Genomic DNA, 15,064 nt, shown 5'->3' with positions numbered 1-15,064 from the left:
TGCATGTACTTTTCTCCAAAGAATCAGATAAGAAATAAAGTTCTTCCTCTTTAAGGTAAAAAACTTAACCTAATTTAAAATAAGACTTAACCGAAAGGTTCCATAATTTATGGGACCTTTCTTGTTATCATGCTGTTTTAATATAATCCATATATTTGCCAAGTCAATGAGTTAAATAAGCCTTATCCAATTTTATATTTCCCATCCTGTTGGCATAAATACCTGTCACATAGGTTTTTGAAATAATCACCGTATCATTAAAGTATAAAGGTACCATAGGCATATCCTGAGCCAAAGTATTCTCTATATCCCTAAACATTTCTATCTTTTGACTCCCATCTTTTTCAAATACTGCATTCATCAATTTATCTTCAATTTGTATATTTTTATATCCGTATAAATTATATATGGAGGAGGATTTCCACATATCCAAAAATGCAGATGGATAATCATAGTCCCCTCTATAATTTATTTCCGCCATGTCATAATTTCCTTTTTTCAGCTGTTCATTAAATTGGGACAGTTCATATCCCCGGCAGTCTACAGTTATTCCAGCAGCCTTTTTTATACGCTGGGCTATATCCTGACATACTTTTTTATTTTCAACTGTATCAACATATATTAGATTTAAAGGGCCCTCGTCCTCACTATAATTCAAACCTTTTATCATATCGGCAGCACCTTCTGTTTGTGCTGTACTCTGAAAATATACCTTATTTATAAAATTACCATTCAATCCATCACTTACGTAATCAGGTACATATGAAGCAGCCGATGATGCAGTGCCGTACAATATGTTTTCAACTATATTTTCTCTGTCAATAACCATAGACACGAAATTCCTGAATTGTATACTGCTTACAATATTCTTTTCCTTCATATTAAAAGCTATGCCCTTTCCCTCTAATCTAGGTACAGTTATATAATTTACCTTATTCCTTATATTTTTAATTTCTCCTAATGGAGGATTTGCAAATACATTTATTCTATAATCTTCAAAGGCTGCCAATGCACTTTCACTGGTTTTTAAACAGGTGAGTATTACCTTGCTGCTTTTCACCTGGGATTTATTCCAGTAGTTAAGATTTTTCTTTAAGGTAATATTTCCGTCACTGGATACATTATCTATGGTAAAGCTTCCTGAATACAATATTGACTTATAATCCTTTTTCCAATTCACAATCTTATAATCAATATTTCTAAGCGAATATATAGGTTGTGCCAGTATATTAAGCAGATAATTGCAGGGATAATTCAATCTTATGCATAATGTTTTACTGTCCATGGCGTTTATGGCAACATCTTTAAATTCACATTTTCCCTGTCTGTATTTTTCTGCCCCGAATATGCAATTCAACTGCTGGGAATATATATTGTTCATATCCGCATTTAATACATCAGAAAAAAAGTTTACAAAGTCATATGCAGTAATATGGGAGCCATTACTCCATTTTGCATTTTTTCTTATTTTAAAAGTATAACTGGTTCCACCTTCATCCACCTTCCAGCTTTCTGCCAGTGCAGGAATTATCCTGCCATTTTCATCACTGTCTACAAGTCCCTGGAAGGTATTGGCAAGTATATCTTTTTGTCTTATATTATCAGAATCAAGCATTACTAAATCTTTAGGCAATTCGCCCAAATTATATACTAAACTATTTTTATAATCATTGCTTTCAGTTTCCTGAACTTTTTTTTCAAGAGAACCACCTATTAAGGTTATTGTAATTATTGAAATTATCAATATAATGGATATCATATAAATAAGTTTCTTCATATATGTCTCCTTATTTTCATTATAATGGAATACAATTTAAATTATTGTCAGTTATTATAAAAATAATCAAGTTATGTTATAATATTTTTAATATAGCTTTTTTATGCTATAATGTTCACGTATATTTTAAATATTTTTGTATCCTTGAAATTTCATCTATACGGAGGAATGTAAAGATGTTACTTGTAATAGAAATTTTAGGTATCCTGACTATGTGTACCGTAATGTTTGTTTTAATATGGGGATTTATAATTATCAAACAGATATTGTCACAGCTAAAATATAAAAATTACCTTCTGGAAAAATTAACTCAATACGTACATATAATTACAAAAAAATAAGACAATCCTAAAAAGATTGTCTTTCCATACTAATAAACCTTCATATACATAAAAAACATAGTTGCACAAGCTATTATAACACAAGTTATAGGATACACTATATTTTTGAAATTAGTTCTAAAAACCATCATATTTACGGCCCATATCATCATAGTGCCAAATATGCTCCACTGCAGTGTACAGTAGTCATTAAAATACTTTACATATGTAAAATGATATGTAGTAAGAAGTGTTAATACCAATGCAATGATAGTAAATATAACGCCTATCCATCCCAATAAACTTATTGTCTTTTTCATTTTTTCCTCCACAGGTTTTTACCTGAAGTTTAGTTATGATATAAAATAAAACTATTTTTATAATAACTCTCTTTAATTATTTTGTAAATATTTATAGCATATTTTCAAATTGATTCTCATCAATTATTTCAACTCCAAATTGAACTGCCTTTTCGTACTTGCTTCCAGTGGATTCACCTGCTATGACATAATCTGTTTTTTTGCTTACGCTGCCGGAAACCTTGGCGCCCAGGGATTCCAATTTTTCTTTTATTTCCACTCTTGAATAGTTTTTCAAAGTTCCCGTAACCACTATTGTCTTTCCTTCAAATACATTATTCTCTATGTTAACTTTTTTAAAATAAGGCTTAATTCCCAGCTTCAATAATTCATTTACATTCTCTATTATATTATCCAGCTTAAAAAATTCTATTACACCTTTTGCCACTGTTTCTCCTATATCCTTAATGGACACAAGTTCATCCAATTCAGCTTTTTGAATGTCTTCCAAACTATTGAATTTTTTACATAAATCAGCAGCAGTCTTTTTGCCCACATTGGGTATTCCAAGTGCATATATAAATGAAGCCAAATCACAGTTTTTACTTTTTTCTATGGCATTTATAAGGTTTTGAGACTTTTTTTCTCCAAATTTATCTAAAGTCATTAAATCCTCTTTATGAATTCTATATAAATCAGCTATGGATTTTATATTTAATTTTTCAAAAAGCTGCTCTGCAGTTTTTTCGCTAAATCCTTCTATATCCATTGCCTCCCTGCTTCCAAAATGAACTATACTTTTTACCATTTGCGGTTTACATGAAAGTGTATTTTCACAAAAATAGTGAACTCCGTCTTTTATGAGCCGGCTTCCACAGTATGGACACTTTTTAGGAACTTCTATTGTCTTGGCTTCCTCTAAATTGTCCTCTACAACCGATGTGATTTCCGGTATTACATCATTGGATCTTCTTACAAATACTCTGCAGCCTATTTTTATTCCCTTTCTTTTTATGTCATCCATATTATTCAAGGTTGCCCTTTTTACCGTAGCCCCGGCTAGTTCCACCGGTTCCAGAATGGCAGTGGGTGTTACCCTTCCACTGCGGCCTACATTCCACTCAACACCTAAAAGCCTTGTGGTAATCTCTTCTGCCTCAAACTTGTATGCTATAGCCCATTTGGGAAATTTAACAGTATATCCAATAACCTCTCTGGTTCTCATATCATCCACCACTATTACTACACCATCTATATCATATTGAAGTTCCTCCCTTATGCCGTGTATATACTCCAGCTCGCTTTTTATATCATCCATATTGGTACATACTTTAAGATAATTGTCCTGGGGCAGGCCCATTTCTCTTATAAAATTCATCATTTCCACATAGCTTTCAAAGGATTTTCCCTCATTATATCCTACATCATAAAAAAATGCCGAAAGGTTTCTTCTAGCTGTTTCCTTTATATTTAAATTTCTGAGAGCTCCAGCTGCACCATTTCTCAAGTTTTTAAGAGGGATCTTGGCTTTTTTATTATACTGTTCAAAAGCTTTCTTAGTCATAATAGCTTCCCCATGTATTTCAACCAAATTATAATTATCTATTTTAAGAGGAAGGGACTTTATTGTTTTTGCCTGAGCTGTTATGTCCTCTCCCACAATACCTGTACCTCTGGTTGCAGCTTTTGCTAAATATCCATTTTCATCATAAGTACAATTTATAGTAAGTCCATCAAATTTTTTGGTTAGTACATACCTTAACTGCGGCAATTTATCTTCATGGGTTAGATTATAATCACTTATGATTTTTTCATTTCTTAAGTGCCATTCCTCTATGGCACCTACACTCTGGGCCTTATCAAGGCTCCATAACCTGCCCCGATGTACATACTTTTGAAATTGAGACAACACAGTGTCTCCCACTCTCTGAGTGGGAGAATAGGGAAAAACCACTCCCGTTTCAGTTTCCAATTTTACAAGTTCATCATACTTTATATCATATTCCTTATCTGAAATACTTGGATTATCCTCTACATAATATTCGTAGGCGTACTTATTTAGCTCTTTTATAATTTTGTTCATCTTGCATACAATATCATCACTCATTACATCACCTCATAAATAAATTTAACATATGACCTATACGGCTTCCAATGGAGCTATTCCATACATCAAATTTTTTATTCCCATTTTATCAAAAACTATAGTGAGTTTTATATCACTTCCATTCTTTGATATGCTGACAATAGTTCCCACCCCGAATTTACTGTGTTTAACCTTTATTCCCTCTTTTATGCCTTCAGGTTTCAGACAATTTTCATTAGAAATACTATTTGCAGCTGGAGTCCTCACTGCCTTTGATAAATTATCAGAAGTCACTTTTTTTGTCCACGAAAAAGTGTTCTTATCCAGAACTTTATCTGAAAAATTATTTATGCTGTTTTTCTTCAATGTATCATATTCCCTTAATTCACGGGATATCTCATCTATGAAATTAGACTGTTCATATGCCACTACCCTGCCAAATACCCGTCTGGTTTCAGCAGAGGTCATATAAAGTTGTTCTTTAGCCCTGGTTATACCCACATAACAAAGTCTTCTGGATTCTTCCATCTCCTCAGCATTGTCTAATGACTGCATACCTGGAAATATACCATTTTCCATTCCCACCATAAATACTACTGGAAATTCCAGTCCCTTTGCACTGTGAACAGTCATCAATACAACTGAATTCGCATTATCATCAAAATTATCTATATCTGAAACCAGGGTTACCTTTTCCAAAAATGCAGAAAGAGTTGTATCCTCTGATGCAGCTTCAAATTCAGAAGCAGCTGATACAAGTTCCTTAAGATTTTCCACCCTGCTTATACTGTCTGCTTCCTTGTTGATTTTAAGCTCCTCCAAATATCCGGTAATATCCAATATTTGCTTTATCAAAGCAGATACCGGTATTTTATCCCTATTCTTAATAAAAGTGTTTATGATACTTACAAATTTTTTTATGGAATTAACACTTCTTTTTGGTAAGTTCAGCACTTCGTCCACGTCTAAAATCACATTATACAGAGATTCCTCCATGGAATCAGCAAAATTTTGTATCTTCTGTACTGTAGAATTTCCTATGCTCCTCTTTGGTACATTTATTATTCTTCTAAGGCTCACGTCATCCAAAGGATTATTTATAAATTTCAGGTACGCCATGATATCTTTTATTTCTTTTCTATCATAAAATTTAAGGCCTCCAATTATTCTGTAAGGTATATTTGATTTCATAAATACATCTTCAAAAATACGGGATTGGGCATTTGTTCTATAAAGTATTGCAAAATCCTTATACTGTCTTTTTCCATTTTCTTTTAACATCTCTTTTATCCTGGATGCCGCATATCTTCCTTCATCAATATCGGAATATGCTCTATACAATTTTATTTTATCTCCGCTTTCGCTTTCAGTTCTAAGCACTTTTCTCTTTCTATGAGCATTATTGCTTATAACATCATTGGCTGCCTTTAATATATTTCCCTTTGATCTGTAATTTTGTTCCAGCTTTATTACTTTTGCATTTGGATAATCCTGTTCAAAATCCAAAATGTTTCTTACATCTGCTCCCCTCCAGGCATAAATACACTGATCATCATCTCCAACCACACATATATTATTATGTCCTTGAGCCAATAACCTAACAAACTCATACTGGGATCTATTAGTATCCTGGTATTCATCCACCATTATATATTTAAATTTTCTCTGATAAAATTCCAGCACATCGGAATGACTTTTAAAAAGCTGTACAGTTTTATATATGAGATCATCAAAATCCAGGGCATTATTATCTTTCAGTTTTTTTTGATATAACAAATATACATCTGCAATTTTATTAATTCTAAAATTACCTTCATTTTCCCTTTTGAACTGTTCCGGAGGCACTAAATCATCCTTTTGTCCACTAATTTTACTTATTATTTCTCTATCGGTTATATCCTTGTCATTTATATTCAATTCCTTCATACACTGCTTTATAAGCACCTTTTGATCATAGCTGTCATATATGGCAAAATTTTTATTATATCCAAGTTTGTCTATTTCCCTTCTTAATATCCTCACACAGCTTGAATGAAATGTGGATATCCACATACTGTCCACTTCATCTCCAACAAGTTCTCTTATCCTATCCTTCATTTCTCCTGCTGCCTTGTTGGTAAAAGTTATGGCCAATATCTTTGAGGGATAGATATTTAAATCTTTAACCATATGAGCTACTCTATAAGTAAGAACTCTTGTCTTACCGGATCCCGCCCCAGCTAAAATTAACAGAGGACCATCTATTGTTACCGCTGCTTCATACTGTTCCTTGTTCAAAAGGTTTTTTAAATCCATAAAATTCACTCCTATTTTTATATTTATACTGTTATAAATATCAACTTATATTTCCATTTAAACTATAATTATATACATCTGCTTTATGTCTAATATTATAACATTTCAGCAATACTTTAATCATAGAAGGCATAAAAAAATGTGCTGACTATTCATCAGCACCTTTAAATTTTACTTATACTGAAAATATTTTATTTCAATCTTTTCAATACTACCTTATATCCATCACTTCCATAATTAAGACATCTATTCACTCTACTTATAGTAGCAGTACTAGCTCCCGTTGCAGCAGCTATATCTAAATAGGTCTTTTTATTGCTGAGCATTTTAGCTACCTGAAGCCTTTGCTCCAAAGATTTTATTTCGTTTATAGTGCATATATCATCAAAAAACCTATAACATTCTTCTTTTGTCTTTAAGCATAATACCGCCTCGCATAAATAATCCATTTCTTTGCTTTCCAATTTGGATTTATATTCTCCCATGAACGTCACTCCTTATTCATGTATATTTATCCCATGGCTGTGGTCATTGCTAAAGTCCTCAATAAAATGGGAATAAGCAATGCTATACCACTGGATAAGTTCCTTCTAATGTTCAGCTGAAAGAAACATTCCTTATGAACAAAACTCCAGCTGAACTGAAGAATCACTTGTTAACACGCCTCTTCTTTAATTCTATCACGTATTAAACTACTGATCCATAAAATTGCAAATATTTTTACAATACAGCATATTATATTACATTTATCCACCTGCTGCCATTCCCTGCCTAAGAGTTATTCATAAAATTTTAGTATATGTGAAAAAATACATCTGCAAAAAGTAAAAACAGCCCATTGGGGCATGGACTGTTTGCTCATAAATAAAAAGGGGGCTATCATCCTTTTATTTATCCTTGCACTTTCATTATAGTAAAGTCTAAATAAAATTTCAAGTAAAATTTATATTTATATGCATGAAAAAAATTCACATTCAAATTTTTTTCATACTTTCAATTTCTTCTTTAGACAATTCTCTATATTCTCCTTCCTCTAAACCTTCTTCTAATTCTATTGGTCCAAATCGTATTCTTCTCAAATATACCACATTTTTTTCTAAAGAATTGAACATTCTTTTAATTTGATGGAATTTTCCCTCTTGTACGGTTACTTCCACTCTTGAACCATCTTCATCGGATTCTATAATTTTCAACCTGGCAGGCAGGCACCTATACCCATCTTTCAATACTATGCCCTTTTCAAATTTATCAATATCAGATTTATACACAGGCCTATCTATTTCAGCATAATATACCTTATCCACATGATTTTTGGGGGATATTAACCTGTGATTTAAGTCCCCGTCATTGGTAATCAGTAATAATCCCCTGGTATCCTTATCCAGCCTTCCTACAGGAAAAGGCTTAAATGCCTGATACCTAGGCTCCAGAATATCTATAACCGTCTCATCAAGATTGTCAAAAGTTGCAGATACGACTCCATCCGGTTTGTTCATTAAGATATATATGTACTTCCTATAATCTATATTATTTCCACAAACCTCTATCTTGCAATTGTATGGATCTATTTTTATAGAATTGTCTTTTACAACTATCCCGTCCACTTTAACTTCTCCATTTTTTACTGTGGATTTTATTTCCTTTCTGGTACCGTAACCTAAATTAGCCAATATCTTATCTAATCTATCCACTTCATTGCCTCCCTTTTAATTCACAATTTACAGTTCTTTTAACAATACTATAGTATTTTTCCATTTGACATAAAATAATACTATGCAAATCAATATTTAAGGATTCACACAATTAAATAAATCCATGCATAAAAATACAGAACATCAATCCATAAGGTTTTACAGTTCTGCATTTCACAATTATAAATTTCAGATATAAAGCTGTACTTAAATATTTAAAACCTAAATATTTGTATTTGTCATTATGCATAATACTGCATAACTTTTTGCACGTAATTTCTTGTTTCATAAGGCAGTTTAGCAATATCCGAGCTACTAGCTACACCTCTGTTTTTTAAGGTTCCCGGACCTGCATTATATGCCGCCAATGCCAGTTCTTTGGAATTTCCGTACATATTCAGCATATTTTTTAAATATTCCGTACCAGCATCTACATTTTGATCTACATCATATGGATTGGTTACACCTAATTCACTGGCCGTTCCAGGCATAAGCTGCATAAGCCCCATAGCTCCGGCAGGAGACTTGGACTGAGGATTAAAATCAGACTCTTGTTTTATAACCGCCATTATTAGATCTTTATCCACTCCGTATTTTCTAGAAGCATTCTCCACTGCTTCATCAATACTTGAATTTCCACTTTTTATATCACTTTTTACACTATTATAGATAGTATTTAGCCTCTGCCCGCCTCCATATCCTAACTTACTTAGATCTTCATCACCCAGTGATAATTTAGATATATCTATATTCCCATTGCTATCAGTCAATGCTTTTGTCAAACTCTCCATGACAAGCTGAAAGGAGTCAGAGTCTTCATTACCAAAAGCTTGCTTAAATATTTCAGTCATCATTTGAAGTTGTAGGACTTTTTCAAGATCTTTATCCTGATCTGCAGAACTTACGTTATTTACACTCATTTTTTCACCCGCTTAAAAATATATTACAATTTTTTATCGTATTAAACTGTGTCAACTTAAGTTTACTACTATTCAGTTCTAAATAAAAGCATGTTGTAGTCCTCGTAAGACACCTTATTGTGCTGGCTTTTACAAAGAACTAATACTTTATACTCACCTTTGTTAAATGGAATAAAAGTATAATAATTTTTCTTGCTGTAACCTTGAACTAAATTCCAATCTCCATTTTCCATTATGTAAAATTCATAAAGTACATCTTTTCCCCCTTGGTTATGGGCTGTAAAGGTGACAGGCATATTGCAGACAAATTTCAAATTATCACAGGTTATTCTGGTATTTGTCACTGGAAGTGCTTCATTAACTTCTACACATACTTCTCTTTTACAATCAAATTCTCCACAGCTTTTAATATTCCTTGCAAAAATTTCCACTTTATATGTACCGCTGTATTTGGGAACAAAGGCATATATTTTTTGTGTAACAAAATCTGTTTCTTCTACCTTATGCCCATTTATACTGAGCACATATTTTATAACAATACTTCTGGTATTTTGTGCTACAGAACTTATGACAATTTCATCCCCTACTAAAAAGTGCTCTTTTGCAGGATATAATATGTAATCAATTACAGCGGGAATATAGTCTAAAACGTCTATGCTTATTATTGAATGACAGTCATACTCTCTATCTGAATACCTGTCTTTTACTCTGGCTTCCAGTTCATACTTTCCCTTTTGGCTTGGAGTAAATTCCATAAAATTATTGCTGCTATATTTTATCTTTTCCAATTCAGTTCCGTCTTTCCTTATTAAAAAACCATATTTAAGATCCATTCCGCCGGAAGCATTTACCTTCATACTGATATCCTCATTCTTCAATATGGGATTATTTCTATTTAAAATTACTCCCTCAATCTTAACCGGTTCTCTGCTTTTTTCATCTACAATATAGTTTAAATACTCTATTGCCTCATAATTTCCCTGAAAGGATCTATCTTTTACCATTAAAATAAGCTTATATTTACCTGGCTGCCTGCTTTCCCAGACATAATTATTGCAGGTAATATAGCCGGAATCCTCACTGCAGTTTCCTTCAATTACATATCTGTATAGAAGTTCTCTTCCACCTATGGTTTCTGCTTTTAAAGTAACCTTTGTTCCGCATAATTGCGGGTAATTTATATCTGTAGTAAAATTTTTTATATAAATTTTATCATATTTCTTCACCTTAAAATTCAGAACAGCCCTATCATCAAATTTATTCATGGAATATATATCTTTTGCCAGACATAAAAGCTTATATTCACCACTTTCCTTCTCCATATAACTTACTATCCTTTTTGTGGAATAATCTTGAACACATTCTGTTTTTCCATTGGAATTTATTTTAAAAAACTTATAAAGTATGGTCCTGTCATTATCGTGTTCTGAGTCCACTTTAAAGATCAATTCCGAATCTTTCACCAAATCCCAGGTTAAACATTTAAAATCTGTTATTACAATATCTTTTAAAGGGAGCACCTGAAACTTTACACTTTTAAAATCATCAAAATCATTTTTTGAATCAATATTCTTGCATTCTGCCAATATTTCACCTGCTCCCTCACTTTTAGCTACCCAGGAGAGTATATTATCCGCCGAGTAATCTTTTATCATTTCCCACTCATCCTCTATTCTTATCCAATACCTAAATATAACAGGAAACTTAGTGGTTTCCACTGTTATATTAAGTTTGTCACCTAATTCCAGTTTATCTTTATCTATATAAATGCGGCTTATTAATTTTTCCTCTGCCCTTCCTATTATATAATCCATTTTAGATATATAATCAAAGCTTTTATTTCCACCTACTTTTTTAGCTTGTACCATTAATATATATTTCCCGTCTTCCTCTGGAATCCACTCTACCTTTTCGTCACTTGTAAAATCTCTTAAGGTGTCCCATATTCCATTACATCCTATCATATACTTATAAATAAGTTTTTGTTCTAAGTTATTATCTACATTTATAACAATCCTTGATTCCTTCGCCTGTGGACTTTTTAAACTACAATTTATAGTCAATTCATTCATCTAAATCATCCCCTATGTAAAATAATTCCCTGGATTAGACTTCTACTAACTTATATTATACTATAATTCCATATTTTGTAATAGCACTTTTTATGTATTTATTTCAATATTTTATCCCATAGCTGTCATTGCTAATACCCCTCAACTTCATAAAGTGAAGAATAAGTGCCTCTGCACTTCCGGATAAATTATTCTCCGGGGATCAATCCAGATAACAAAATCAAAGACATTCATTTATTAATTTGTGTAGATTTTTTTTGAGCCTGCAGTCATCTTCTTTAGTGCGCTTCCTGGGGTTAAATGTTCTTCCGCCGGCTCTTCTGACTTTGGAAGATATATGTCTTTCAAAAAGAAGCTTATCTATATTATCATTGTCGTATATATATCCTTTAGGGCTTATGGCATACGCATTTTTACCAAGTACCATGGCTGCAACTCCATAATCCTGACTCACCACTATGTCTCCACTGTCAGTCTTATTTACAAGTGCCATGTCCACACTTTGAAATCCACTGTCTACATATTTTACAATGCTGTAGTCAGAATTTAAAATATGATTTAAGTCGCAGTACATTATCACCGGTATATTGTTTTTTCTAGCTATACTTTCTATTATATCCCTTCCTGGACAAGCATCTGCATCTACCAATATTTTCATATTTTCTATTATACTCTCCTCTATTTTTCATGTTTTTTACTATTTTTTAACTTATCTTTATTGTTTTTCAGGAAATTTGCTTTTAATAAAACTGTAAGGCCGGAAAGCGCCAGTGCGCACAAAACAGAAATAACCAAAATCTTTACTATTGATAATGGATTAAGACTTGAAGTGTTGGCATAATTTATCATAAAAAATAAAACCACATATATTATTAATGATTTAACAAACACCTTCTTCATAAAATTCCTCCTATCAAACAGGGTCTCATTATACTTATCATTATAGACATGATATAAATAACTGTCAACGCGTGCAGCAGCTGCAACAAGCAGCTGTCTTGCAAAATTATAATTAAAATAATACTGCTTCATTCCAGGGGCATCATAAAGCAGTCAAGATCAGCTTATGAATTAAGTCTCTTTTCCAATTCCATCTGTTTATCCTCATAACCCGGTTTCCCAAGTAAGGCAAACATATTTTTCTTATAAGCCTCAACTCCCGGTTGATTAAATGGATTTATTCCCATTAAATAGCCGCTGATTCCACAGGATTTTTCAAAAAAATACACCATATATCCGAAGTAATAGGAAGTCAATTCAGGTACATTTAAAATTATAACCGGTACATTTCCATCATTATGAGCTAAAACTGTTCCCCTAAAGGCCTGATGATTTACAAAGTCCATGGATTTTCCATCCAAAAAATTAAGCCCGTCAAGATCTTCATTTTCTTTTTCTATAAACATTTCTTTTCTGGGTTTCTCTACATTTATAAAGGTTTCAAACATTATTCTCATTCCCTGTTGTATATATTGACCCATTGAATGGAGGTCCGTTGAAAAATCCAATGAAACAGGAAATATACCCTTGTTATCCTTCCCCTGGCTTTCTCCGAACAGCTGCTTCCACCATTCTCCGAAATAATGCAGACATGGTTCAAAATTCACTATGACTTCAGTGATCTTTTTCTTTTCATACAATAGGCTTCTGACTACAGCATATTGATATGCTGGATTTTTTTTCAGGTCCTCAGCCTTATAGGCTTTTCGTGCATTTCCTGCACCACGCATCATTTCATCTATGTCTATACCTGCAGCTGCTATGGGCAAAAGTCCCACAGCTGTCAGTACGGAATACCTTCCACCTATATCCTCCGGTATGTTAAAAGTTTCATAGCCTTCCCTATCTGCCAGTTTTCTTAAAGCACCTTTCTTCTCATCCGTGGTTACATATATCCTGTCTTTAGCTTCTTCTCTTCCATATTTTTTTTCCAGCAGCCTCTTAAATATTCTAAAGGCAACGGCTGGTTCTGTAGTTGTTCCAGATTTTGAGACAACGTTTACTGATAAATTCATTCCCTCTACAGCCTGAAGCAAATCACACATATAATTTGAGCTCATGTTATTGCCTGCATAAAAAACCGCTAACTTTTTCCCTTTATATTTCAGCAAGCTATTGTGAAAATTATGTGAAAGCATTTCTATAGCTGCTCTGGATCCTAAATAGGAACCTCCTATTCCTATAACTATCAAAGCATCAGAGTCCCTTCGTATTTTTTGTGCTGCAATTTTTATTCTATTGAATTCACTTTTATTATAATTTACCGGTAAATCAACCCATCCCAAAAAATCATTTCCCGGGCCATTTTTATCTTCTATCATATTATGGGCAATTGATATTGCCGGCTGGCAACTTATAATTTCCTTTTCCCGTATGTATGGGAAAACCTTGCTCAAATCTAATTTTATACCTCCATTCAACACAATTGATTTCCACCTCCGTCAATTTAGCTTATTTTAATATTATATTACTATTATTAAATGTATCTTAAAATAATCATTTATAATTTATATTGCCCAATATTTTTGACCCTATTATATATTTTATAAAAGATAAGCACTGATTAACAGTTCTTGTTAAATTTAAAGCTGTGACTATTAAGATTACTTTTGGATAAAACCACTGCGATAAATATAATTATACATCCAATGACCATCTTTTTTGTAAATACTTCTCCCATTAAAATTATGGAGAGAAAACACCCAAATACCGATTCCATTGACAATATTATTGAAGCATGAGTATCAGATGTATATTTTTGTGCTATATTTTGTACCAAAAATGCAGCAGTAGTATTAAGTATTATAAGATACAATACTCCAATAATACCTTCACTATTTACAGCTTGAATATGCGGTTCAAATACTAATGCACTGATCAATGTAAGTACACCTGCAGATAATAGTTGCACTGTTGTCAATTGTATAGGATTTATATCTTTTTCAGCATAGACTCCGATTAAAACTATCTGAAAAGAATACACAACTGTAAAGAGCAGCGTCAAACTATCACTAGAACTTATAGATATATTTTGCTGTAAACTTAAAAAGCCTATTCCCATTAAAGTTAAAAGACCTGCCAACACCGAACAAGCATGAGGCTTTTTTTTAGTTAACAGCCAGGATACAAAAGGTACTACTGCAGCATAGGAAGCAGTTAAAAAAGATTGCTTGCCTGGTGTGGTATATTTAAGTCCAATAGTTTGAAAAGTTTGTCCTGCATACAAGATTGATCCCAGAACAATTCCAGCAATCAAACTTTGTCTGTCTATTTTTATCATTTTTTTAAAAAATATTACATATAAAATAAATCCCGAACACAAAAATCTAAATGACAGCAAATAAAAGGGGGTAATACTTGACAGGGCCACTTTAGCAGCTATAAAACCTCCTCCCCATATTAATGCAACTAATAAAAGAGACAGATCTGCAGTTAAAGCTTTTCTTTCTGCGGTAATTTTCATTTTACATACACCCTCAAACTAAAATAGATATTTATAATTATTGTACTTTCACATAAAATATTAAACAACTTGGAAAGATCCACCTTACGTCATAACAGGAAACTTTCCTGTTGTAGTCGGCTTTTTTCACTTTGGAACTGT

The 15,064-nt window shown here is 32.6% G+C and carries 12 protein-coding genes; all 12 read right to left on the bottom strand.

Annotated elements, in window-relative coordinates; translation table 11 throughout:
• Positions 1-163: 163 nt before the first annotated feature.
• Positions 164-1,777, bottom strand: coding sequence for a peptide ABC transporter substrate-binding protein (locus ACYUJ6_RS01915; RefSeq protein WP_461844207.1), 1,614 nt, complete (start codon positions 1,775-1,777; stop codon positions 164-166).
• Between the two features lie 370 nt (positions 1,778-2,147).
• On the bottom strand, positions 2,148-2,417 hold the full coding sequence (locus ACYUJ6_RS01910; protein WP_461844206.1) for a hypothetical protein: 270 nt from the start codon (positions 2,415-2,417) through the stop codon (positions 2,148-2,150).
• A gap of 91 nt (positions 2,418-2,508) precedes the next feature.
• Entirely contained in the window at positions 2,509-4,503 is a 1,995-nt protein-coding gene (ligA, locus tag ACYUJ6_RS01905) for an NAD-dependent DNA ligase LigA (protein WP_461844205.1), read from the bottom strand.
• 33 nt (positions 4,504-4,536) lie between these two features.
• Complete coding sequence (pcrA, locus tag ACYUJ6_RS01900) at positions 4,537-6,777, bottom strand: DNA helicase PcrA (RefSeq protein ID WP_461844204.1); 2,241 nt, start codon at positions 6,775-6,777, stop codon at positions 4,537-4,539.
• 191 nt (positions 6,778-6,968) lie between these two features.
• Positions 6,969-7,262: a YerC/YecD family TrpR-related protein gene (locus tag ACYUJ6_RS01895; RefSeq protein ID WP_461844203.1), complete on the bottom strand. Its 294-nt coding sequence runs from the start codon at positions 7,260-7,262 to the stop codon at positions 6,969-6,971.
• A gap of 489 nt (positions 7,263-7,751) precedes the next feature.
• Positions 7,752-8,468, bottom strand: coding sequence for a pseudouridine synthase (locus tag ACYUJ6_RS01890; protein WP_461844202.1), 717 nt, complete (start codon positions 8,466-8,468; stop codon positions 7,752-7,754).
• Positions 8,469-8,710: 242 nt separating this feature from the next.
• On the bottom strand, positions 8,711-9,388 hold the full coding sequence (locus ACYUJ6_RS01885) for a lytic transglycosylase domain-containing protein (protein ID WP_461844201.1): 678 nt from the start codon (positions 9,386-9,388) through the stop codon (positions 8,711-8,713).
• Positions 9,389-9,456: 68 nt separating this feature from the next.
• Entirely contained in the window at positions 9,457-11,460 is a 2,004-nt protein-coding gene (locus ACYUJ6_RS01880) for a triple tyrosine motif-containing protein (protein ID WP_461844200.1), read from the bottom strand.
• A gap of 220 nt (positions 11,461-11,680) precedes the next feature.
• Complete coding sequence (locus tag ACYUJ6_RS01875; protein WP_461844199.1) at positions 11,681-12,118, bottom strand: YaiI/YqxD family protein; 438 nt, start codon at positions 12,116-12,118, stop codon at positions 11,681-11,683.
• 20 nt (positions 12,119-12,138) lie between these two features.
• Positions 12,139-12,360, bottom strand: a complete 222-nt coding sequence (locus ACYUJ6_RS01870; protein ID WP_461844198.1) for a hypothetical protein — start codon at positions 12,358-12,360, stop codon at positions 12,139-12,141.
• 164 nt (positions 12,361-12,524) lie between these two features.
• Positions 12,525-13,880 carry a glucose-6-phosphate isomerase gene (locus ACYUJ6_RS01865; RefSeq protein WP_461845412.1) on the bottom strand — a complete coding sequence of 452 codons (1,356 nt, stop codon included), beginning with the start codon at positions 13,878-13,880 and terminating at the stop codon, positions 12,525-12,527.
• A 143-nt stretch (positions 13,881-14,023) separates the two neighbouring features.
• Positions 14,024-14,923: a DMT family transporter gene (locus ACYUJ6_RS01860; protein ID WP_461844197.1), complete on the bottom strand. Its 900-nt coding sequence runs from the start codon at positions 14,921-14,923 to the stop codon at positions 14,024-14,026.
• Between the last annotated feature and the right edge of the window lie 141 nt (positions 14,924-15,064).

The sequence above is a fragment of the Clostridium sp. JNZ X4-2 genome (assembly GCF_054889485.1).
This window is presented reverse-complemented; position numbering and strand designations above follow the sequence as displayed.